This is a genomic window from Nocardia sp. JCM 38205 (genome assembly GCF_058222935.1).
In genome coordinates this window covers 79423-102174 of record NZ_JBYHFL010000006.1, presented here as the reverse complement: position 1 = coordinate 102174, position 22752 = coordinate 79423, and the positions used below count along the sequence as shown (strand labels likewise).

Annotated in this window: 22 protein-coding genes and 1 pseudogene; 12 read left to right on the top strand and 11 right to left on the bottom strand. The window is 68.9% G+C overall.

Features of this window, described 5'->3' with window-relative positions; translation table 11 throughout:
* Positions 1–45 precede the first annotated feature (45 nt).
* The 4 genes and pseudogenes from AC4HOU_RS22150 to AC4HOU_RS22135 all read left to right on the top strand — a co-directional run bounded on the left by AC4HOU_RS22150 (position 46) and on the right by AC4HOU_RS22135 (position 2533).
* Entirely contained in the window at positions 46–840 is a 795-nt protein-coding gene (locus AC4HOU_RS22150) for a hypothetical protein (protein WP_490725107.1), read from the top strand.
* 18 nt (positions 841–858) lie between these two features.
* Positions 859–1098 (top strand): annotated as a pseudogene (locus AC4HOU_RS22145) (recombinase family protein); the annotation flags it as partial.
* A gap of 52 nt (positions 1099–1150) precedes the next feature.
* Positions 1151–1396 carry a hypothetical protein gene (locus AC4HOU_RS22140; protein WP_228815073.1) on the top strand — a complete coding sequence of 82 codons (246 nt, stop codon included), beginning with the start codon at positions 1151–1153 and terminating at the stop codon, positions 1394–1396.
* 54 nt (positions 1397–1450) lie between these two features.
* Positions 1451–2533 (top strand): MBL fold metallo-hydrolase, encoded by a 1083-nt coding sequence (locus tag AC4HOU_RS22135; protein WP_324197297.1) that lies wholly within the window; start codon positions 1451–1453, stop codon positions 2531–2533.
* 273 nt (positions 2534–2806) lie between these two features.
* On the opposite strand, the gene AC4HOU_RS22130 is transcribed toward AC4HOU_RS22135, so the two are convergent.
* The 6 genes from AC4HOU_RS22130 to AC4HOU_RS22105 form a co-directional block, all read right to left on the bottom strand.
* Positions 2807–3967: a hypothetical protein gene (locus AC4HOU_RS22130; RefSeq protein WP_195019344.1), complete on the bottom strand. Its 1161-nt coding sequence runs from the start codon at positions 3965–3967 to the stop codon at positions 2807–2809.
* 196 nt (positions 3968–4163) lie between these two features.
* Positions 4164–5168, bottom strand: a complete 1005-nt coding sequence (locus tag AC4HOU_RS22125; protein ID WP_194990832.1) for a BtrH N-terminal domain-containing protein — start codon at positions 5166–5168, stop codon at positions 4164–4166.
* Between the two features lie 107 nt (positions 5169–5275).
* Entirely contained in the window at positions 5276–5707 is a 432-nt protein-coding gene (locus AC4HOU_RS22120; protein WP_228806514.1) for a hypothetical protein, read from the bottom strand.
* 165 nt (positions 5708–5872) lie between these two features.
* On the bottom strand, positions 5873–8032 hold the full coding sequence (locus tag AC4HOU_RS22115) for an MMPL family transporter (RefSeq protein ID WP_195019345.1): 2160 nt from the start codon (positions 8030–8032) through the stop codon (positions 5873–5875).
* A gap of 22 nt (positions 8033–8054) precedes the next feature.
* Positions 8055–8609, bottom strand: a complete 555-nt coding sequence (locus AC4HOU_RS22110; protein WP_194990830.1) for a WKL family lipoprotein — start codon at positions 8607–8609, stop codon at positions 8055–8057.
* Positions 8610–8615: 6 nt separating this feature from the next.
* Entirely contained in the window at positions 8616–8966 is a 351-nt protein-coding gene (locus AC4HOU_RS22105) for a hypothetical protein (RefSeq protein ID WP_163815380.1), read from the bottom strand.
* A 160-nt stretch (positions 8967–9126) separates the two neighbouring features.
* Here AC4HOU_RS22105 and AC4HOU_RS22100 point away from each other — a divergent pair, with 160 nt between their 5' ends.
* The 3 genes from AC4HOU_RS22100 to AC4HOU_RS22090 are packed head-to-tail and all read left to right on the top strand — an operon-like array spanning position 9127 to position 11500.
* Positions 9127–10161 (top strand): NHL repeat-containing protein, encoded by a 1035-nt coding sequence (locus AC4HOU_RS22100; RefSeq protein WP_194990829.1) that lies wholly within the window; start codon positions 9127–9129, stop codon positions 10159–10161.
* A complete protein-coding gene (locus AC4HOU_RS22095) occupies positions 10161–10412 on the top strand; it encodes a DUF5703 family protein (RefSeq protein ID WP_130916523.1) in 252 nt (83 codons plus the stop codon). The genes AC4HOU_RS22100 and AC4HOU_RS22095 overlap by 1 nt, the downstream gene beginning before the upstream one ends.
* 8 nt (positions 10413–10420) lie before the next feature.
* The gene (locus tag AC4HOU_RS22090) at positions 10421–11500 is read left to right on the top strand and encodes a quinone-dependent dihydroorotate dehydrogenase (RefSeq protein WP_163815444.1); all 1080 of its coding nucleotides are present in this window, start codon (positions 10421–10423) and stop codon (positions 11498–11500) included.
* Between the two features lie 14 nt (positions 11501–11514).
* Here AC4HOU_RS22090 and AC4HOU_RS22085 read toward each other — a convergent pair whose 3' ends face one another.
* Entirely contained in the window at positions 11515–11880 is a 366-nt protein-coding gene (locus tag AC4HOU_RS22085) for a hypothetical protein (protein WP_195019346.1), read from the bottom strand.
* Between the two features lie 345 nt (positions 11881–12225).
* Between AC4HOU_RS22085 and AC4HOU_RS22080 the strand changes: the two genes are divergently transcribed.
* From AC4HOU_RS22080 to AC4HOU_RS22070, 3 genes are all read left to right on the top strand, one after another.
* A complete protein-coding gene (locus tag AC4HOU_RS22080) occupies positions 12226–13707 on the top strand; it encodes a PfkB family carbohydrate kinase (protein ID WP_195019347.1) in 1482 nt (493 codons plus the stop codon).
* Positions 13708–13792: 85 nt separating this feature from the next.
* Positions 13793–14461, top strand: coding sequence for a GTP cyclohydrolase II (locus AC4HOU_RS22075; RefSeq protein ID WP_194990826.1), 669 nt, complete (start codon positions 13793–13795; stop codon positions 14459–14461).
* A gap of 206 nt (positions 14462–14667) precedes the next feature.
* Positions 14668–16497: an AMP-dependent synthetase/ligase gene (locus AC4HOU_RS22070; protein ID WP_195019348.1), complete on the top strand. Its 1830-nt coding sequence runs from the start codon at positions 14668–14670 to the stop codon at positions 16495–16497.
* A 68-nt stretch (positions 16498–16565) separates the two neighbouring features.
* Here AC4HOU_RS22070 and AC4HOU_RS22065 read toward each other — a convergent pair whose 3' ends face one another.
* Positions 16566–17093, bottom strand: a complete 528-nt coding sequence (locus AC4HOU_RS22065) for a YbhB/YbcL family Raf kinase inhibitor-like protein (protein WP_195019349.1) — start codon at positions 17091–17093, stop codon at positions 16566–16568.
* A gap of 22 nt (positions 17094–17115) precedes the next feature.
* Positions 17116–18477, bottom strand: coding sequence for a M20/M25/M40 family metallo-hydrolase (locus tag AC4HOU_RS22060; protein ID WP_163815364.1), 1362 nt, complete (start codon positions 18475–18477; stop codon positions 17116–17118).
* 298 nt (positions 18478–18775) lie between these two features.
* Here AC4HOU_RS22060 and AC4HOU_RS22055 point away from each other — a divergent pair, with 298 nt between their 5' ends.
* Both AC4HOU_RS22055 and AC4HOU_RS22050 read left to right on the top strand, forming a co-directional pair.
* Positions 18776–20416, top strand: coding sequence for an Eco57I restriction-modification methylase domain-containing protein (locus AC4HOU_RS22055; protein WP_195019350.1), 1641 nt, complete (start codon positions 18776–18778; stop codon positions 20414–20416).
* Between the two features lie 76 nt (positions 20417–20492).
* Positions 20493–21089: a hypothetical protein gene (locus AC4HOU_RS22050; RefSeq protein ID WP_195019351.1), complete on the top strand. Its 597-nt coding sequence runs from the start codon at positions 20493–20495 to the stop codon at positions 21087–21089.
* A gap of 305 nt (positions 21090–21394) precedes the next feature.
* On the opposite strand, the gene AC4HOU_RS22045 is transcribed toward AC4HOU_RS22050, so the two are convergent.
* Both AC4HOU_RS22045 and AC4HOU_RS22040 read right to left on the bottom strand, forming a co-directional pair.
* Positions 21395–22144, bottom strand: coding sequence for a nucleotidyltransferase domain-containing protein (locus tag AC4HOU_RS22045; protein WP_195019352.1), 750 nt, complete (start codon positions 22142–22144; stop codon positions 21395–21397).
* A 240-nt stretch (positions 22145–22384) separates the two neighbouring features.
* Entirely contained in the window at positions 22385–22741 is a 357-nt protein-coding gene (locus AC4HOU_RS22040; RefSeq protein WP_163815354.1) for a winged helix-turn-helix transcriptional regulator, read from the bottom strand.
* Between the last annotated feature and the right edge of the window lie 11 nt (positions 22742–22752).

Below are 22752 nucleotides of genomic sequence, written 5' to 3'. Positions count from 1 at the left end.
CAGCAGATGGCCCTGCGGAACCCGGCCACACCGGTCGACGCGGCGGTGGGCTTCGCCGACCACTCCTCGACACTGCTTCGCTGTGAACTGGCAGCACGCACCGATCTGCCGCAGCACCTCTACGCGAGGCTCGCCGAGGATTCTGTCCCATGGGTTCGCGCGCATCTCGCGGACAACCCCGCCATCGACGAAGGCACGATCCGTGCCCTGGCCTTCGACCGTGGCCACGATGTCCAGCGCCGACTGGCCCACCATCCGCGCCTGCCACTCGACGTCCTCTCCCACCTTGCCGAGGCCACCCGGATCGGCTCGACTCTGCTACCGCGTATCGGCTCAGCCTCGACGGCCGAGGCCGAGGAACTGGCCGCGTCCCCGAACTCGACCCTGCGGATGCTCATCGCCCAGCGACGCGATCTGCCGACCGGGCTGCGTGACGCGCTCGCCCGCGACCCGGATGCGAAGGTGCTCGAGTCCATCGCGCCGCACCCGGGCCTGTCCGAAGCCCAGTTGCGGGCGATGGTCGCATCGCACGGTGTCCGGGTGATGGCGAAGGTCGCAGCAAATCCTGACACCACGTCATCCCTGCTGGAGGACCTGGCACAACACCGGCCTCCGGTACGCAAGGCGTTCCGTGAGATCGCCCGCCACTCCAACGCGACGGCCGCAGCTCTGCTCGCGTGCCTCACCGATCGCCAGGCCAGACCATGGGCCGCCGGCCACCGTGCCCTGCCACCGGCGATCATCGTTGAACTGCTCGACGACGAAGACTGGCAGGTAGTGAAAGCAGCGGCAGCCAATCCGTCGCTGCCGCATGCCGCGATGGCCAGGCTCGTGCCCTGAGCGAAGCGGTTCGGTTCTATCGGTGAAGTATGCAGCGCAAGCACTTCTCTCCGGCTCGACGCCCTCGCCAACACCGGACTGCCCGACGAACGGATCTACATCGACAAGAAGACCGGTGACACCGTCGCCCGGCCCGGCCTGACCAAACTGCTCGAATACGCACCCCCCGGCGACACCATCGTCGCCTACACCCTCGACCGGCTCGGCCGAAACCTGCGCGAAGTACTGAACCTCGTCCACGACCTCAGCGAGAAAGGAATCGGCGTACACCCTCGCCGACCCCATCCCGATCAACACCGCCGACGAAGGCATGGCCCGCATCGCGTTCCTGCTGCTCGCGCTGTTCGCAGAGATGGAACGCACCTTCACCGCCGAACGCGCCGCCCACGCCCGCGCAGTCGCCGAAGCCAAAGGCCGCCACATCGGCCGATCCACCGCCTGGCCCGACGACAAAATCGACTACGCCCGACTGCTCCGAGACGCGATCGGCATTCCGGTGGCAGTCGTGGCGCTGGTGATCTGGTGGCCGAGCGACGACAACGATCCGCCGCGGTGAACCCGAATCCTTGTCCGGACGCCCGGCACGTGGTGTTGTTGCAGCGTGTGCGATGTGGCGCGGCGGTTGATGAGCAGGCGGATGATGCTGGGCGGTGCGCTCGGCGCGGGCGCGTTGGTCGCGCTCGGTGCGGGGGCGGCCGCGGGGGCCGAGCCCCGGACGGTGGCGGCGCGGCAGCGGTTTTTCGGTGGCGACGTCGTCGACCCCATGACCGGTGCGGTGCGCGCGGACCGGGTGGTGCTGTCGTGGGTGGGATGTGCGACATACGCGGTGGCGTTCGCCGGCACCGTGGTGTTGCTGGACGCGTGGGTGCCGCGGTTGAGCAGCGCCGGGTATGTGCCTGCGACCGCGCAGGATCTCGCCGATCTCCAGCCTGCGGCGATCCTGATCGGGCACGGGCATTTCGACCACGCGGGTGACGCGGGCCGGATCGCGCAGGCCAGTGGTGCGGTCGTGCACGGCACCGCCGAACATTGCGCGACGATCCGGGCGCAGGTGCCGGATCCGGGGTTCGGCACCATCGCGCTCGGTGATGCGGGCACGCCGCCGGGGCACATCCACGAGTTCCGCATCGGCGATATCGAGGTGACGGCGGTGCGGCATCTGCATTCCGGGCCCACCGCACCCGACCCGGTCAACGGTTCGGCACCGTTCTTCCCGGTGCCGGATCTGTGTGCGATCACCGAACATCCCCCGACTCTCGACGACCTGCGCGTCGGCCTGCCGCGCCTGCGCGACGAGGAGGGCGGCTGCCTGCTGTATCAGCTTCGCGCAGGCGGCTTCTCGCTGGTCTGGCACGACTCGGCCGGCCCACTCACCGAGAAGGCGCCGCACGTGTTCGACGTCTTCGCCGGCCTGCCTCCCACCGACCTGCAGATCGGCGCCATCCAAGGCTTCAACCAGCTCACCAACGGCCTGCGCGACCCACGCACCTACATCGAAGCCATCCGCCCCAAGATCTTCGTGCCCGCCCATCACGACAATTGGCTGCCCGGGTTCACCGCCCCCGCCGCCACCTACGATCAGCCGTTGCGCAGCGAGCTGGACCGGATACCGGCGGACAGGCGACCCGAGCTGCACGCACTGCTCGACCCCACCGACTACATCGCCCCGGCCCTGCTCACCTTCGCGCTCTGAGGCCGCGGGCCGTGACCTGCCCACGGATCGGCCGTTCAGCCGCCTATGACACCGGTGATGTCCAGTGGGATGGTCTGAACGAGGATGTCTGCTGCCGGTTCGCCGAGCGCCCTGCCACCTGACCTCCCACGGTCCGATCCGAACCCCTTCAGCGGTAATGCTCGTTCGGACCGCCGTCCACACGGCCCGTGATTCCCACGGATGCGAGGGTCCCGGGAGTGCGCATCGTTTCGCGGCTGAGACCTGCGCCTCTCGTATGACGGCAGGGGTGGTTCAGCGGTGACCGCCGGAGTGATCGTGGGCGCAGGTGTCGGTGCGGCGGCCGTCGGTGCCGACGGCTTGTCCGGCTCCGTGGCCTTCGAGGGCGGCGAAGGGGCCGCAGTGATGGGCGGTGATCCACACGTGCACCATCGGGTTGCCCGCGCCCGGGTTGACCGAACCCGGCGGGCACGTGCCCTGGTCGTCGGTGACACCGGCGACGACCGGACCGTTGTCGCCGCGCTTCCAGCACAGGTTGTCGTGCACATGCCATTGCATCAGCGGGCCGCCGAAATCCACCAGTTCGGGATCGTCGATCTTCTTGTCCTTGGCGATGTACATCGCCGAGACCAGAGTGCGCCGATCGCCGTCGACCTGGTACACCAGCGACTCCGGGTAGGCGGGATCGAGGAAACGGTCGTCGCGGATGTAGGCGGTGTTGATGTAGTGCTCGTGGCCGGTGGACGCGTCGCCGATGGAACGGAAACCCAGGGCGCCGATCGTGCTGACGTCGGCGAAGGCGGGCAACGTGTCCAGGGTGGTGCGGATCAGTTCGGCGGCGCGCTGCTCCTGCGCGGGCGTCACGCCGGGCACACCCGAGACATCGATCGGGTTCGCCGGATCCCACGGCCGCGGCCATGCGGCGCCGGTGTCGTGGTCGTGGCCGGTGTGCTCTTCGCCGGCGGCATGGGAGTGGCCGCCGGCGCCATGGCTGTGCACATGTCCGGCGCCGCCGAGCATCGCCGCCACAGCGAGGGCTCCGGCCAGGCCGGCGGCGGTCGCGGTCGACGTGGTGGGCAACGTCGCGGCGGGCCGCACCAGGGCGAGCACGGCACCGGCGATCGCCAGCGCGCCCAGCACCGCGCACACTGTGTCGAGCAACTGCGGTGATTCCGCCGCGGACAACCCGTCGGGCCACGGCAGCCCGGCCAACCGCGTGTACCCCCACACCGCGACGGCCACGAGGTTCACCCCGATCACCATGGCGGGCACGACTTTTCGTGTCGTGACCGTGGCCAGCAGGCCTGCCGCGCATTGCGCGGCCGCCAGCAGCACCATCAGCCGGGCCAGCGTCGCGTGCTCGGTGTGCAGCCCGGCCCCGAACAGGTGCAACGCACCCGCCGCGACCGAGGCCATGCCGGCCGGCAACAGGAATCCGTGGCGTCCACCAACCATGTTCGATCTCCTCGTCGTTCTCGGCGGACTCTACTGTCCCGGGCCGACGTCGAACTCCCCTGTCGTGTGAGAGAACTCTGTGGATTTCAGTCCGGCCGAACCCAGCCGCTGCGACAGCTCATCATTGCGGCGCTCACCCAACGACGGTCGCGATCGCGGTGGCCGACACCCTGCGGCCCCCGGACGTTCGCAATGATCAGCTCAGAGCCACGTCATCGGCTCCGAGACGACTCAGTACCTCCATCGCTTCGTGCTCGAGGCGAGACAGGTCGCCGAGCAGCGTGCCTGCCCGGTCCAGCAGGTGCCGATCCCCTGATCGGCCGGCCTCCGCGATCAGGGTGGCGACCTCCGTCCACCCGTCGGCGGCGTCGGTGTATAGCCGGTGACCGGTGCGCAGGTTGTCGCTATCGAGGATGTCGCGGCATTCGCCGAGAAAGTCGCGGTACAGGTTGCGGAACAGGGCGCCGCCGGTGCCGCCCCTCTCCATCAGCAGCGCGGCCTGCGGCAGGTCGCGCTGCGGGTTGTCGGTGCGGTCGAACCAGGTAGGGATCATCGTGCTTGCCTTGGCGATTCCGCGATAGCCGAGATTGGCGATCGGCGGGTGCAGGAAGGCGCGGGCGCAGGCGGTAATGGCGGGGACGATCCGGAGCCCTACCTCGGTCACCTCACTCGGGACGGTAAGGGTGAACGAGCGATGCTGGGCCGTCATCGGTCCGCGCGCGGCCCTGGCCTGGGCCAGGCTGTCCAGGCTGGTGGTGACGGCGCCGCCTTGCTGTTCGGTGTCCACCAGGTAGGCGGTGTCCGAGTCGTAGCCGTACAGGGCGACGATGTGCCCACCGAAGTGCACCCTCGACCCGAAGTAGTCCAGGTAGTAGCTGTCGAGCTGCAACCCGACGGGCCGGCCCGCCTCGATGTCGCACGCCACGTTCTGCCAAGCCTTGCGCGCGGACCTGGTTTCCCGCACCTCGAGCCCGAGCCCGAGCGTGCCCGCCAGGTTCCTGGTCAACTCGAACGGCTTGACCCGCCCGCCGAGGAACGGGAAATCCAATGTCTTGCTGCCCCAATAGACGAACGACAGCCCGGCACCGAGACCGAAGAGCATCGGCTCGGACAGTTCAAGCCCTTGATGCCGCAGCAGCACTCCGAGCGCGGTGGTCTCGCAGTGCTGCATGCCGCGCGCCTCGACACCCTCGACGATCATGCTCTGATCATGAGCCCTCCGGTAGCCGGAGAGTCCAGCGGCTCGCCGTCCCGGCCTATCGCACACGCGGCCGGTCGTGGTGGCCCCGGCATGCGAGGCCACCAGGATCAGCCGCAGTGACTCGGCCCCGGCGCGTTCCATTCGACAGCCCGTGCTGCACCCGGCTTGTGCGCGAGGCCGCCCCACCCGATGCATTTGCCGGGAGCATCCACCTTGACCGGTCCGGCGTAGTAGGCGTAGAAGCCCTGGTCGATCTGTGGCTGATCGGCCCCCCAGATGCCGACACCGGCCCGCAGGCCGGTCTTGGTGCCGATGTAGGCGGTCTTCCACGTGACGACGCAGTTGGTTCTGCCGTTGTAGAGCAGATAGATCGTCGCCAGGCCGTCCAGGTTGTGGCTATCGATGACGTGATAGCTGCCCCCGCCGCATGCCGCGACCGGGGATGAGGCGGCATTCGCCGGGGCGGCCATGGTCAGCGATCCAGTAAGAATCGCCGCGACGGCCAAGCCCAGGCGGGCTCCGCGCTTGATGACACGCATCGTTCGATTGTCCTTCCGAGGCACCAATGATCGACCACCTCACGGCGGCGGATGACCGCCGGCCGATCAATGATCTGTCAAGATCCTGCCCTGAACCCGACTGGACGGTTTCTCAGCAGTGGAGGGCCTCGGAGCACACCGATCGTCGACGCGATGTCTGACGGATCAGACCGGATCCGAAGCCTTTTCGACGTCAGCGACGGCCGGCTGCGCCCGGCCGGGTCGGCGTCGATCACGCCAGATGAGCTTCAGCAGTGCGGGCGTGAGCAGCATCCGCACCACCGTCGCGTCCAGGATCAGCGCCGCGATCATGCCGTAGGCGATGTATTTCATCAGCACCAGATCGGAGAACCCGAACGCTCCGGTGACGACGATGAGGATCGCCGCCGCCGAGGTGATCACACCACCGGTGTGGGCGATGCCGTAGCGGATCGCCTCGGGCGGGTCGGCGCCCTCGGCGCGCGCCTCCGACATCCGCGACAGCAGAAACACCTCGTAATCGGTGGACAGGCCGAATACCACCGTCACGATCAGCACCAGCACCGCGAACATCAACGGGCCCGGGGTGAAATCGAACAGCTCCGCGCCGTGTCCTTCGACGAAGATCCAGGTCAGGATGCCGAGGGTGGCGCCGAGGCTCAGCGCCGACATGGCCACCGCCTTGACCGCGAGCACCATCGACCGGAACGCCAGATACATCAACACCAGGGCCGCGGCCACCAGCAGCGCCGCCAGCAACGGAAGCCCTTCGATGAGGCCGTTGATGCTGTCGCGTTCGAGGGCGGGCACCCCGGCCACCATCACCCGTACACCGTCCGGTGCGTCGATGCCGCGCAGCGTGGCGATGGCGGTGTCGGCCGCGCGTTCGTCGACCAGGCCGGCGTTGAGGACGTTGATGCCGTCTTTGGTGGGCGCTGCCGGTTCGAACGGCCCGGTCAAACCGGGAGTGTGGTTGGCCTGGAAGCGGATATCGCTGAGCTGCTGCGGGTCGGCGCCCACCACCACCAGTTTCAGCGGTTCGGTGCGGAAGCCGGGGAACAGCTCATCGAACTGTTCCTGCGCGACGCGCGCGGGATTGTCGTCGGCGAGATAACGTTCGCTCAGCCCGCCGAATTCGATATGACGGAACGGCACGATCAATGCCAGCAGCGCCAGCACGATCGGCACGATCACCAGCCACGGCCGTTTCATCGCCAGAATCGCCAGCCGGGAGAAGAACCCCGCGTCGATCTCTTCGGCGGTTTTGGATTTGGCGAACCGATGCCAGCCCCACAGATCGATGCGGTGCCCGATGATGGCCAGCACCGCGGGCAGCGCCGTCACCGACAACACCGCGGCCAGCAGCACCGAGCTGATGCCACCGTAGGGCACCGACCGCAGCACCCCGTTCGGGTAGATGAGCAGCGCACCGAGGCTGACGGCGATGATCGCCGCCGAGAACAGCACCGTGCGTCCCGCGGTGGCGACGGTGCGCGCCACCGCGTCCTCGACACTGCGTCCGGCCGCCAGCTCCTCCCGGAACCGGGTGACGGTGAACAGCCCGTAGTCGATGGCCAGGCCGAGGCTCACCAATGTCACCACCGCGCTGGCGAACACGTTGACCTCGATGTGGTCGGTGAGCAGCCGCATGATGCCCTGGGTGCCGAGGATCGTCATCCCGCCGATCAGCACCGGCAGCAGGGCGGCGATGACGCCGCCGAACACGAAATACAGCAGGATCGCCACGATCGGCAGCGCGATCAACTCGGCGCGATGGATGTCGTCCTGCATGCCGTGGTTGATGCCCTCCACCACCGGTTGCAGCCCGGCGAGCTGGACGGTGGTGCCCGCGGGCCCGGCGCCGGGGACCCCGGCGTGCAGATCGGATTTGATGGCGGTGTAGTTGTCGACGGTGGCGGTGCCCTCGCCGCGCAGACCGACGCTGGCGAAGGCATGGGTACGCGAGTCGTCGGCGAACCCGCTGGTGAACGCGCTGTCCCAGTAGCTGTCGATCTTGAGGACGCGGTCGGGATGCTCGGCCTGCAGGCCGGCCAGCTGGGCGGTGACCGCGGCCCGGATGTCCGGGTCGTCGACGGTGCGGCCGTCGGGGGCGGCGTAGAGCAGGATCAGATCGCTGTCGGTGTCGCGGCCGAAGGTGGCGTCGGCCAGTTTCGACGCGGCGACCGATTCGCTGGATTCGTCGAACCAGCCCTCCTGGGTCAACCGGCCCGATAGGTCGCGACCGTAGAAACCCGAGAGGGCGACCGCGAGCAGGAAGACGGCGAAGACGAGATAGCGGTGGCGGTAGACGAACCGCCCCCACCGTTGCGAGCCAGTGGAGATCATCGGTATCGGTGCGGTCGCCGGGTCAGCCGCAGGCCGGGGTGCGGTAGTCGGCCGAGCGCAGGATGCCGCACAGATCGGTGCGCGAGATCTTCCACTTGCCGTCGAGGTAGACGAAATGCACGACGGTGGTGCGGATCTGGGTGCCGGTGCCGTCCTTGTCCAGGCGCATGGTGGCGGTCAGGGTGCCGTCGTGGTTGTCGAACACCGGATCGGTGACGCCGTAGACGGCGTGCGGATTGTCCTGCAACGCCTTGTACATGTCCGGGATGGCGTCGCGGAACGCCTCACCGTCTTCGATGAGCGCGGTGCGTTCCGCATCGGGCAACGCCGGATCCAGCGCCCGTTTGATCTGGGCGTCGAGTTCGGCGGCGGTCGGCAGCACCCGCGCGGCGACCGACGAGGAGGTGGCGGCCGCCGATGACGACAGGGCCGCGTTCGCCGCGGAGCGGGCGGCGGCGACGGCATCGTCGTCGACTCCCGAACCACAGGCCGAGGCGGCGGCCAGCGCGACCAGCGTCGCGGCCGCCAGTGCGGCGCGGACAGGTCGGACGGCGCGGGAGAAGGGTGTGTAACGCATCACTACCTACATACCATCGATCACGGAGCTGATTCGGCCGAGCAACGCCCGGACGGTGGTGACGTCGCGGTCGGCGACGGTGGGGACGGCCTCTGGCACCAGGTCACGCACGAGGGCGGTCACGCTGCGTTCGTCGTCGAGGTCGATATCGGTGACCTTGACCTCGGCGACGGCGACGACGTCTTCGGGGGCGGGTACCTCGGTGTCGAGGTCGGGGCGGTAGATCTCGAGGCGCAGCGTGGAGCGGACCGTGCGGAAGGCGAAGGGGCGGCCGTCGTCGGTCGTCCCGAAACCATGAGCAAACGAACCAATTGTTAAGTCATCGATCGAAAATCCCGAAGGATGTTCTGATTTCAACCGGAACTCCTGACATTGGACGCTGTGCTGGCTCAACCGTAACTCCCCGCCACAATTATCCGCCGGAGGCGGTCGCCAAACCCCTCCCGCGTGCTCACCGCGGCGCACGTGGTCAGATGGTGTGGTTCGCGGTTGTGTCACAAGGTAGAGGAGTTCGTGGATGCGCCCACGCGGCTCGGTCCCCGCAGTAGTGGCTGGTGTGACGGTGCTGGCGTTGCTGGCGGGCTGTTCGTCCGACACCGACCCGGACAAGGTGCCCACCCGCGATCCGGCCACCGCCGCCGTTTCCCCGGACCAGGGCGCCGCCCCCGCGGGCACGGTGCTGAGCGCGCCCGCGCCGATCGGGGCGCTGGTCGCCGAGGCGAAGACCGGCCGCATCGCCGCTCTGGACGCGCGCGCCGGCACCCCCGCGGTTTATCTCATCGACGCGGCCGACCCCTCGGCCGAGACACGCGCGCGCACCGTCGCGTTGGCGGCGCCCGGCGCCACCGTGGCCCAGGGCGCACCTGGTGAGGTGCTGATCCCGGCGCCCGGGCGGGTGCTGCGCGTCGACGTCACCAGCGGTGCGGTCACCGACGTGCCCGTCGATGCCGACGCGCGGTCGGTGCACCTGGGTGCCGACGGCGGGCTGGTGATCGGCACCGCCGACGGCCGGGTGCTCTGGCTCGACGCCGAGGGCGAGGTCACCGACAGCGTGGACGGGTTGATCTCGGCCGACGCGGTGACCGTTGCCGGCGACCGGGTGGCGGTGCTGGATCGCCACCAGACCTCGATCACCGAGATCGACCCCGCCGAAGACCACCTCGGGCTGGCACTGCGGGCCGGCGACGGGGCCACCAACATGATCGGCGACCGGTTCGGGCGCATCGTCGTCACCGATACCGCGGGCGGGGAACTGCTGGTGTACACGACCGGACCGCTCGTACTGCATCAGCGTTTCCCGGTAAGATCGTCGCCTTACGCGCTCGCCTATGACAACGAGTCGGACATCGTCTGGGTGACGTGCACGCAGAGCAACGAAGTCGTCGGTTTCGATCTGTCGACGGGTATACCGGAGGAAGTGGGCCGCTACCCCACCGTCGGGCAACCGAACTCGGTGACCGTCGATGAGCGCAGCGGCGATCTGTTCGTCGGGTCCGCGACCGGTGACGGTCTGCAGCGGATTCGCGCGGACGAGCGGAAGAGAGGGCAGTGATGGCAGCGAGCCGGCGCGCGGCGCTACCGGCCGGCTGGGAAACCAGCACCGACGATTACGAATACGTGCCGCTGCGGCTGCCACCGGATGTGACCAGGGTGACGGCGTCGATGCGGCTGGCGATCCAGGCCGAATACGGCGGCTGGGAACTGTCGCGGGTGCGCGCCTACACCGACGGCAGCCGACGGGTGTTGCTTCGCCGCCGCCGCACCCCGCTGAGCAGCCCGGTCACCGCCGAGCCGGGGATGTGAGCTCGATGCTGTACCGATTATTGCTGCGGGTGATGTTCCTGGTTCCCCCGGAACGCATCCATCATCTCGTCTTCGCCGCCCTGCGCGCGGCCACCGCCTTCCCGCCCTCGCGCGCGGTGCTGAACCGGCTGCTGGTCGACCACGATCCGATCTTGCGCAGCACCGTGTTCGGCGTGGAGTTCCCGGCGCCGCTCGGTCTGGCCGCCGGCTTCGACAAGAACGCCACCGGCGCCGACGCCTGGGGTCCGATGGGGTTCGGCTTCGCCGAGATCGGCACCGTTACCGCGCAGGCCCAGCCCGGCAATCCCGCGCCGCGGCTGTTCCGGCTGCCGGCCGACCGCGCGCTGATCAACCGGATGGGGTTCAACAACGAGGGCGCGGCCGCCGCTGCCGCACGACTGCACTCCCGGCGCCGTAAGACGGTGCCGATCGGGGCGAATATCGGTAAGACCAAGATCGTCGAACCCGAGCATGCCGCCGAGGATTACGCCACCAGCGCCCGGCTGCTCGGCCCGCTCGCCGATTTCGTCGTCGTCAACGTCAGTTCCCCCAACACCCCTGGACTGCGTGATCTGCAGGCGGTGGAGTCGCTGCGGCCGTTGCTGCGCGCGGTGCTCGACACCGTCGAGGTGCCGGTGCTGGTGAAGATCGCCCCGGATCTGTCCGACGACGATATCGACGCCGTCGCCGATCTGGCGGTGGAGCTGGGTCTGGCCGGGATCGTGGCCACCAACACCACCATCGGACGCAGCGGCCTGGCCAGCGATCCGGCGACGGTGCAGCAGATCGGGGCGGGTGGGCTGTCGGGTCCCCCGGTGGCCGATCGTTCGCTCGAGGTGTTGCGCAGGCTGTACGCGCGCGTCGGTGACCGGTTGGTGCTGGTGTCGGTGGGCGGCATCGAAACCGTCGATCAGGCGTGGGAACGCATCCGGGCGGGTGCCAGCCTGCTGCAGGGCTACACCGGATTCATCTACGGCGGTCTGTTGTGGACGCGCCGCATTCATCGTGGGCTGGCGCAGAAGCTGCGCGAGAACGGTTACGCGAGCCTGGCCGAGGCCGTGGGCTCCGAACACACCGCGCGCGCCTGAATATCGCGGCGCGATCAGCTCAGTACGCACGGCGGGCCGCCCGCGAACCGGAAGTCCTCGTCCAGGTCCGCGGGCACCGTCGCGCTCTCGCACAGCCGGGCGCTGAGCCGCTTGCAGAGCAGTACGACAGCGTGTTCCCACAGCAGCCCGAGCATGCCCGCGCACTGTGCACCGCGGGCGAGGGCCGCCTGGTCATAGACCAGCGTCGGATCGCTGACGATTTCGTCGAGTTCCATGCCGGCGCGGGCCTGCTCGGCGCTCAGCCGCCGATCCGGTAGCCAGCTCAGCCGCCAGGGCGTGCGGGACTCACCGGGTACCCGATGGGCTGTTTCGGGAGTGATATCGCTGGTCATCGACCAGTCGGTGGCGTGGATGGTCACAGCTGCCTCCTGACAAACTCCGGCACCGAGACCGGGCCGGGCATTCCCGGCGCGGCGTCGCTACCGTCGTGCGGAGCGGGATGGTCGGGCGTTATCGCGAGTTGCGGATGCGTCCGGGTCCGTCCCGAGGTGGCCGTCGGGCTGTGTGTGCCTGCGGCGGCTGCGGAACCTCAGCGTCGTTGTCATCACCAGGGCCTCCCGTCCGTCTGGTGCGGCGCTCTCTCACCATCCAGTCTGTCATTTGCCGGGAATGGCGGTCAATTGCCGTTGCGATATGGTAATTGCCGGAATGACTGGTGGTTAAACCTCGTTCACGACCGGGAAATGCCGAAAGGTGGGGACGCCATGGTCCAGCAGGACTCGGGCATGGTCGCCGTGCGCAACATCCTCACGCGGCTGTGCAAACGGTCCGGTCTGAGCCCGGAACGCTTGCGCACCACCGAAATCGACGTCGGACCGCTCCTGGATCTGCCCGCGGTGCGCCGCCACGCCCACCGCAGTGGCCTCGCACCGGAGGAGGCGGTGCTCCCGGTGGTCCGCGACCTCGCCCGTCATCTCCCGCCGACCCACCGCCTGATCACCGATGCCGAATTGTCACTGGGCCTGTTACGGGACGACACGCCCGAGGGCATCGATCCGGACCGCCTCTACGCGCAGGATCTCGGCGAGCGGCGCGAATACCTCACCCAGCAGTGGCAGCGGCTGCACGAGATCGCCGGCGCCGAGCAGATCCCGCCCACCCCGACCGTGCGCTCGTTGCGGGCCACTCCGGAACGCCGCGCGTTCAGCGCGCTGGCGGGACTGCTGACGACCGGCCCGGTGTTCGGCACTCCCGTCGACGCGGGCATCAGTGTGGACACCGGGGCCGCGCACGAGCCGGCACCCGGGGTGCTGACGGTGATCGGCGACGCCGTCATCGACCACATCTACCGCGTCGACCACGTCCCTGCCGCCGGCACGTCCACCCGCGGCAGTTTCGAAGCGCATCCCGGCGGCAAAGGTCTCAACCGCGCGGTGGCCGCCGCCCGCCTCGGCGTGGAGGTGCGGTTGGTGGCGGCCGTCGGCGACGACGAGGCGGGACGGCAGATCCTGGACTATCTGCGCGCGGAGAACGTCGACACCGAGCTGGTGACCGTCGTGCGCGACGCCGCCACCCCGGTGACCTCGGTGATGATCACCGCCACCGGTGTGGCGGCCAGCATCGGCTGCAAGGACGACCGGATCCGGCTCGGCGAACGCGAACTCACCGGCCCCGCCCTGCATGCCGCGCTCGCCGCCTCCGATGCGATCCTGCTGACCTTCGAACAGCCGTTGGCGGTGATCGAGCAGGTGATGGCGCGGGTGCGGCAGATGCGGCCGCGGCCGCTGCTGATGGTGCATCCGGCCCCGCCGGTGGACGCACCGCAGCATCTGTATCAGCATCTGGGGGCGGTCGACTATCTGATGGGCGCGACCTGGGAACTGGACGAAATGGTGCCGGAGGTCAAAGCCACCTCCGGCGATCACATCGCCCGCCATCTGCGCGCCCTCGGCGTCCGAACCGTCTGTGTCATCGACGATTTCGCGTGCACGGTGCGCTCGGAGGAGCTCGATCTCGACGTCGGCCGCTTCCCCGCCGCGCTCAGCGATTCCCCGGGAGCCCGGGCCGCGTTCGCGGGGGCATTGGCGTATAGGCTCCTGTCGGCGCGCCGCCCGGCGCAGGAACAGGACTACGTGTGGGCGACCGCTGCGATGGTGGCGACCCAGTCCTTCGGCGATATCCCGGGCGCCATGCCGCTGGCAGGCGAGATCGACCGACTCGTCCGGCTCGGCCCGGAAGAGCGGTGACCACACCACTTCAGGTTCGGTTCGGCGGCGATCGCGCAGCGCACCGAACCGGCGGGGCCACACCCCGTACGACACAGGAGGCGCGTTGACCATAGTTGCGGTACCGACCGGCGACACCGGTCACCGGTTCACCCGCGGCGGGCGCGATATCAGGGTCCGGGTTCTGGAGGTGGCGGGCGGCGCCGAGGACGGGCATGTGCTCGTGTTCGGTGAGCCGGCCAACGGCTGCCTGGTCCGGGTGCATTCGCGCTGCCTCTACGGCGAAGCTCTCGGTTCCCAGGATTGCGATTGCGGCCCCGAACTCGCCAAATCGCTCGACCACATCCAGGACGAAGGCGCCGGCGTGCTGGTGTATCTGGAGCAGGAAGGCCGCGGTTGCGGGCTGGTCGCGAAGGCGCACGGCTACCGCGAGAGCGAACGTTCCGGCGCCGACACCTTCACCAGCTATGAGCGCCTCGGCCTGCCCGCCGACGCCCGCACCTACACCCACGCCGCGACCAGCCTGCTCGAACTGGGCTTGACCCGGGTGCGGCTGCTCACCAACAACCCCGACAAGGTCGCCGCCCTCACCGACGCCGGGATCGAGGTCACCGCGGTCCCGCTGGCCACCACCCCGCTCAGCGACCGGGCGGCGCAGTATTTGCAGGCCAAGCGGCAGCGGCGCGGTCACTGGATTCCCGCCGACACCTCCGTGTGGGAACAGCAGGCGGCCGTGCTGGACCGGCCCGAGACCCAGCATCGGGGCCGTAACTAGCGCCGGCCCGCGCCGGTCCGGGTGCCGTCGTGCGCTCGGACCGGTTTCGTAACCCAGGTCACAAATGTCCGGTTTCCGGCTACCATGAGTGAGCCGCGTCACTCGGTGCTGCCTCGGTGAGCCGGTGTGCCGCACAGGCCGGCGCGCTGTCCAGTCAGGGGCTCCGCCGAGACGCTCGGTTCATGCAGCGACATCGGGAACGGAACATGACCACAACAGACATCGGCTACGCCCATCCCAGCGGCACCACCGTCTACACGGTGCCGCAAGCCTTCCAGCAGACCCTCGCCCTGCGCCCCGATCAGATCGCCTTGCGCACCGTCGGCGGCACCCAGGAGATCACCTGGCGTGAATACGGTGAACGCGTGCGCGCGCTGGCCGCTGGGCTGGCCGGGTTGGGCGTTGGGCACGGCGACACCGTCGGCATCATGCTCACCAACCGGCCCGAGTTCAACCTGATCGACACCGCGGCCCTGCATCTGGGCGCCACGCCCTTCTCGGTCTACAACACCAGCTCCGCCGAACAGATCACGCACCTGTTCACCAACGCCGCCAACAAGGTGGTCGTCACCGAACAGAAGTTCCTCGATGTCATCACCGGCTCCGATGTGCCGATCGAGCATTTGATCGTGGTGGACGGCCCCGTCACCGGCGCACTCACCATCGACGATGTCGAAGCCGCCGCGAGCGAGGATTTCGATTTCGACGCCGCCTGGCAGGCGGTGCAACCCGACGATCTGGCCACCCTCATCTACACCTCCGGAACCACCGGCCCGTCCAAGGGTGTGGAGATCACTCACCGCAATGTGCTCGCGCAGGTGATCGCGCTGGTCAACGGCCCGCTGTCGGTGGGCATCGATGACCGGATCGTGTCGTACCTGCCCGCCGCGCATGTCGCCGACCGCATTTCCGCGCACGCGATGAACCTGCTCACCGGCATCCAGCTCACCACCGTGCCCGACCCGCGGGAGGTCGCCGCGGCCCTCCCCGACGCCAAGCCCACGGTGTTCTTCGGGGTGCCGCGGGTGTGGCAGAAGATCAAGGCCGGTATCGAAGCCAAGCTCGCCGCCGAGACCGGGGTGAAGAAATCGCTGGCCGAGTGGGCCATCGGTACCGGTGTCGCGGCCGCGCGCGCCGATCTGGCAGGCAGCGGCCGCCCGCTGACGTTGCGCATCCAGCATCCGATCGCCGACGCGTTGGTGCTGTCGAAGCTGCGGGCGGCGCTGGGCTTGGATCAGCTGAAGGTGGCGTCCTCGGGTGCGGCGCCCATTCCGGCGGAGACCCTCGAATATTTCCTCGGGCTCGGGTTCACCGTGTCGGAGGTGTGGGGCATGTCCGAAACCACCGGTGTCGGCACCTACACCGAACTCGACAAGCCGCGCCCCGGCACGGTCGGGCGCCCGGTCGACGGCCTGGAGTTGCGGTTGGACGCCGACGGCGAGGTGCTGGTGCGCGGACCCATCGTCACCCGCGGCTACCGCAATATGCCCGACAAGACCGCCGAGGCCTTCGATGACGACGGCTGGCTGCGCACCGGCGATGTCGGCACCCTCGACGCCGACGGCTACCTGCGCATCGTGGACCGCAAGAAGGAACTGATCATCAACGAGGCGGGCAAGAACATCGCGCCGAGCAATATCGAGAACTCGGTGAAGGCGGTGTCGTCGCTGATCGGGCAGGTCGTGGCCATCGGCGACGCCAAGCCCTACATTTCGGCGCTCATCGTGCTCGACCCGGATATCGCGGCGGTGCGGGCCAAGGAGCTCGATGCCACCGGCACCGATATCGCCGGTCTGGCCCAGCGCCGCGAAATCCTCGACGAGGTGCTGGCCGCGGTGCAGGCGGGCAACAAGAAGCTCTCCCGGGTGGAGCAGATCAAACGGTTCACCGTGCTCGGCACGGTGTGGGAGCCCGGTGGCGACGAGTTGACCCCGAAGATGTCGCTGAAACGTCAGCCGATCGCGGCGAAATACGCCGACCAGATCACCTCGCTCTACGCCGAACCCGCCCCCGACAGCGTGATCAACGTCAAGTAGCTGTCCGAGACCTGCCGATGGCGCTGTGGCCCTGAGCGAGCACGCTCAGGGCCACAGCCTTGTCCTGCTCAGTTCTGCTCGTAGGTGGCGACCAGGGTGGCGCGGGCGAGGGTACGGGAGAACAGGTTGAAACCGAGGAAGGCCGGGCTGGCGTCGGCGGGGATGTCGAGGGAGTCGACGTCGACGGCGTGCACGACGATGAAGTAGCGGTGCGGTCCGTGCCCGGAAGGTGGGGCGGCGCCGACGAAGCCGGCGAAGCCGCCGTCGTTGCGCAATTGCACCGCACCCGTTGGCAGTTCACCGCCCTGGCTGCCCGCACCGGCCGGCAGCGACGTCACCGTGGCGGGGATGTTCGCCACGGCCCAATGCCAGAAACCGGAGGCCGTCGGTGCGTCGGGGTCGAAGACGGTGACGGCGAAGCTCTTGGTTCCGTCGGGGAAACCCGACCACGACAGCTGCGGCGACACATCCTTGCCTCCGGCCCCGAACACGCCGCTGACCTGGTCGTTGCCGAACCTCTGGCCGTCGGCCACATCGTCGGAGGTCACGGTGAAGGACGGGACCTGCGGGAGAGCGTCATAGGGGTTGTAGCTCATTGGCTCCTCATCTCGGATCGGTTCAGCTGTGCAACAGGAAGTGTTCCAGCACCTGGGTGCCGAATTCGAGGGCGTCGACCGGGACCCGTTCGTCGACGCCGTGGAACAGGGCCGCGAAGTCCAGTTCCGGCGGCAGCCGCAGCGGCGCGAAGCCGAAGCAGCGGATCCCCAAGCGGGCGAACGCTTTCGCGTCGGTGCCGCCCGACAGCATGTAGGGCACGGTGCGGCCCTGCGGGTCGTGGGCGAGGATCGCCTCGTTCATGGCGTCGACGAGGTGGCCGTCGAAGGTGGTTTCGTAGGAGTCGAGTTTGGTGATCCACTCCCGTTCCACATCCGGGCCGATGAGTTCGTCGACCTCGCGTTCGAAGGCGGCCTGCCGGCCGGGCACCACCCGACAGTCCACCACCGCCTCCGCCGTCTGCGGGATGACGTTGGCCTTGTAGCCGGCGTCGAGCATCGTCGGATTGGCGGTATCGCGCAGGGTGGCACCGATGATCCGCGCGATCGAGCCCAGTTTGGCCAGGGTGCCTTCGATGTCGGGGCTGTGCGGGTCGAAGTCCAGGCCCGATTCCTGCGACACCGCGGCCAGGAACTCCGCCACCGAATCCGAGATCACCAGTGGGAAGGTGTGGGTGCCCAGGCGTGCGACGGCGCCGGCGAGGATGGTGACGGCATTGTCTTCGTGCAGGAACGAGCCGTGCCCGGCGCGGGCCTTGGCCCGCAACCGCATCCACCCCAAACCCTTCTCCGCGGTCTCCACCAGATACAGCCGCCGCTCCCCGCCGTCGGGGCGCGGCACCGTCAGCGAGAAACCACCCACCTCCCCGACCGCTTCGGTGATGCCGTCGAACAGGTCGGGGCGATTGTCGACCAGCCAGTGCGAGCCCCATTTGCCGCCGTTCTCCTCGTCGGCGAGGAAGGCGAACACCAGATCGCGCGGCGGGACGGTGCCCTCGATCTTGAACTGGCGTGCCACCGCCAGCATCATCCCGACCATGTCCTTCATATCGACCGCGCCGCGGCCCCACACATAGCCGTCGCGGACCGCGCCGGAGAACGGATGCACGCTCCAGTCCTCGGCGCGGGCGGGCACCACATCCAGGTGCCCGTGCATGAGCAGCGCGCCCCGGGAGGAATCGGCACCGGGCAGGCGGGCGAAGACGTTGCCGCGACCCGGCGCACCGGATTCGACGTACTCGGTGGTGTAGCCGACCTCGCGCAGTTTCTCGGCCACCCATTCGGCGCATTCCTGTTCGCCTTTGGTGGTGGCCAGCTCGCCGGTGTTGGAGGTGTCGAACCGGATCAGCGCACTGACCAGATCCACCACCTCCGACACCGCGCGAGAACGTTGCTGTGAACCCGGTACTCCGCCAGTTGCCGACACGTACCCTTTCCTACCATCCGCGGGCGGGGTTGCCGGTGGTTCGGTCGGTCGCGCGGTGCCCGGGCAGCCGCCGATCCGCTGGTCGGGGCGTTCGGCGGGGTCCTGCGGGTTCGAGTCGCGGTGAGCCGAATCCGGCGTGCCGTCGCTTGTGCGGTCGAGCGCGCGAGGCGGGTGTGCGGCGTGGTCGTCGGCGACCGTGTCCGAGCCGGGCATGACACCTGAGCCAATTCCGGTAGCCGCAGGTCGTTCGCCTCGTACGCTGTCCACACGGAGCCGGCACCGACGGAGCGGAGAGCGGGTGAGCGAGAGTCCGGCCGAGATCAAGCGGCACGGCAAGCACTACACGCCCACCGATCTCGCACGGTTCCTGGCCGAGCGCGTCGTCGACCATCTCGACGACGAACGTACCGAACTGCGGATCCTGGATCCCGCCTGCGGTGATGGCGAGTTACTGTTCGCGGCCTACCGTGCGGTGACCGAACGTCGGCCCGGGATCGCGGTGCGGCTCACCGGCTACGACCTGGACCGCGACGCGCTCGGGGTGGCGCGGGTGCGGGCGGCGCGCCTCGGTATCGCGGTCGACCTGCACGCGGGCGATTTCCTGGACGCACGAACCGAACTCGATACCGCCGGTTTCGACGCCGTGATCACCAATCCGCCGTATGTGCGGGTCCAGCAACTCGGGCAGGTGACCGCCCGACTACTGGCCGCCCGGTTCGGACTGCGTGGCCGCATCGATCTCACCCACCCGTTCGTGGTGTTGCTGCCCGCGCTGCTGCGCCCGGACGGGGTGGTCGGGCTGCTGTGTTCGAACCGGTTCCTCACCACCCGGGCGGGCGCCAATGTGCGGGCGGTATTGCAGCAGTCGTTGCAACCGCTCGAGCTCTACGACCTCGGTGACACCAAACTGTTCACCGCCGCGGTGCTGCCCGCGATCGTCATCGCCCGCAACCGGGCACCCGATGGGGCGTCCCGGTGCGTCTACACCTCCGCCTACCAGGACATGCGCGCCGTGCCGAACAGTGCGATCGGCTTGTACGAGGCGCTGACCGCCGGTGCCGACACCGTCATCGACCACGGTGGGCGCACCATCGCCATCAGGTCCGGGCATCTCGCATCGGCCGTTGACGCGCACCTGCCCTGGCGACGCTCGCATGCCGCAGGCGATGCGTGGTTGCAGCGGGTGCAGGCGGGCACCTGGCGCCGATTCGGTGAGGTAGCGCGCATCCGGGTGGGCATCAAGACCACCGCGGACCCGGTGTTCATCTCCGACGCTTGGCACGAACGCAGTCCGCGCCCGGAGCAGTCGCTGTTGCGCCCGCTGCTCACCCAGCACGATGTGCTGGCGTGGCGGGTCTCGCCCGCACCGGCGAGCCGGGTGCTGTATCCGTACGTGCTCGACCACGCCAGACGGACGGTGGTGGATCTGGCCGACTACCCGGATACCCGCGCCTATCTGGAGGCGCATGCCGACCGGTTGCGCAGCCGCCGCTACGTCGCCGAGGGCGGGCGCGAATGGTATGAGATCTGGGTGCCGCAACAGCCTGCGCGGTGGGCGGCACCCAAGATCGTGTTCCCCGATATCAGTGCCACCGCGCGTTTCGCGCTCGACCGGTCCGGGGCGATCGTCAACGGCAACTGCTACTGGATGTCGGTGCCCGATATCGGGGGCGACGAGCTGGCCTATCTGATGCTGGCCGTCGCCAATTCGCGGCTGGGCCTACGCTTCTACGACGAAGTGTGCGGTAACCGGCTCTATTCCGGGCGCCGCCGCTGGATGACGCAGTACGTGGCCCAATTGCCGCTGCCCGCCCCGGAATGCGCGGCGGCCCGCGAGATCATCGCCCTGGTCGCCGACGTCCTCGCCGCCGGCGCGGTCCCCTCCGCGCAGCAGTGCGCGGCGATCGATGAGTTGCTCGACGCCGCGTTCGGTCTGTAGGCCGCTGCCGTCTCATCCAGTGGGAGCATCACCGACCGCGGGACGCCGTGGCGGGCGGTGGTGCGATGATGGCGGCGTGACTGCGTGGCTGCCCCTCATCAGTTCGGTTGTTGTCGTCGTTGCGCTGTCGTTGACGATCCTGGCGACCCACCGCTCGCATCGGCGCGCGATCATCGCCGCCGACGAGCGCGCGGCCGCGGCGGTGGAGGCGGCGCAACGCACCACCGAGGCCACCCACGGCGCTGCCGCGAGCCGCGATCATGACCGGTGGCGGCGGGAAAAGGTGCTCGACGCAGTCTCCGACATCCTCGCCATCTCCGAGGAGGTCACCGATCAGCTGGATCGGCGTGCGGAGTGGAGCGCCGAGACCGTCGACGACGCCGAGGCCCAGATCCTGCACACCTTGGACCGGCTTCCCGTGCTGTTCAACGTGATTCGCCTGCTCGCCGATGACGCTCTGCTCGAAGAATGCGACCGGCTCGGCCAGGCCCTGCACTCGGTGACCAAGGCCGCCGCGGCGACGGTGGCGCGGGAGCCGATCGGCTTCGACGAACACAAGAAGCTGATCGAGCACTACATCGCCAGCTACCGCGCGATCGCGGCCATCGAGGTCGACCTCGTGGCCGCGGCCCGATCCGAACTCGGCGCCACCGCCTTGGTGCGCGTGGAGTAACCCACACACCGATCACGCCTCCCGGGCGATCAACCCACGCCGCACCGATCCGCAGCCAGCACTGCCGCCGCGCCTTCGCGCAGGCCCTCGACGAAATACCGGGGAACCTCCAGCGGCGGGAAATTCCCGCCGTCCTCGGGGTGAGTGCCGGCGGACAACACGCCGGTGCCGCTGCTGCGCCCCGGGGCGTGGAGTCTTCTCGATATCGCCGGGGTGCATGGTGATTCGGGCGAATCCTGTAGCCGCGGGCGCTGGTTCGCGCCCACCGGCCGTCTTCGTTGTCCGGCGGTGGGCGCGCCGGTGCGCTACTGGGCGCGGTCGAACAGCTCGCGCGCCTGCTCGATGGCAGCATGTAAACGCTGCGGCTGCGGCACCAGCTCCGCGATGATGTCGTCGACAGCGCGCAGCCCGGCGCGGTTCAGCATCCGCTTCTCGTTGACCACCCAGGTGCCGCGGGCCGCGAGCACCGCGTGCGCGGTCTGCACCGCCGCCGTCGCCAGCGCCCCTGCCACTTCGGTGCGGTGTCCGCGTGCGGCATAGGCGTTGTCGGCGTAGGTGAGGGTGAGCGCGGCGCGTTCGCGCCACACCGGCGGCGCGGATTCGCGCAGGGCCCGCGGGTAGTCCGGGCGCGGCAGCGCACCGTGCAGCACGCTGTTGATCGCGAGTTCGGCGACCAGCAGATAGCTGGGGATGCCCGCCAGATGGAACATCAATGGTTCCCAATGGAATCGGCCCGCCTCGGCCTCGGTGAGTTCGCGGTCGACGGCGGCCAGGTCGCGGTAGTGGATGTCGACGCGGCGGCCGTCGACGGTGAGCCACGCGCCACCGTTGAACACCCCGCCGCCCCACGCGCCGAGGTCGAACACCTCGCCGGGCCAGCCGATGGCGCGCAGGTCGGCGGGGTCGAAGCCGTGGCGGTAGTAGACGGCAAGGTCCCAGTCGCTGTCGGGAGTGTGGGTGCCTTCGGCGCGGGATCCGCCGAGGGTGACCGCCTCGACGCCGGGCAGCGCGGCGAGGCGGTCGGTGAGGTGGGCGAGAAACTGCTCGTCGGTCATGGCTGTCCTCTGAATCGGAGCGATGAAAGAACCTGCGGGCAGCACCATCCATCACGCCCGGATCTCCGGGACGCGATCAGGGGTGCCGCGCTGTCATCACTCCACGACCGGCGATGGTACCGAGCACCAGCGCGATGTGCGCGGCATTATCCGCGGCGCCGATCCCTGTCGCGGCGCCGGTCGATGACCTGACTCCAGGCGCTCGCGTGATCGAGGCACTCGGCGACGCCGTCGCCGGTCCTAGGAGGCGACGTGGATCTTGTCCGCCCCGATCCGCGCGATCCGCTCGCGCCCCCACTCCCCCAGCGGGCCGAGCGCGGCGTTGAGGGCGGCGCCGAGTTCGGTGAGCCGGTATTCCACGCGCGGTGGCACCTCGGCGTAGACGGTGCGGTCGACGATCTCGTCTTCTTCGAGTTCGCGGAGTTGCTGGATGAGCATCTTCTCCGAAATACCGGGAAGGCCGCGGCGCAGTTCGCCGAAGCGGCGCATGCCGTGGTTGTGCAGCTCCCACAGGATCAGCGATTTCCATTTGCCGCCGACGACGTCCATGGCCGCGTCGATGCCGCAGAAGTATGGTCCGGATCTCTTCGCACCCATTGCCGACCTCG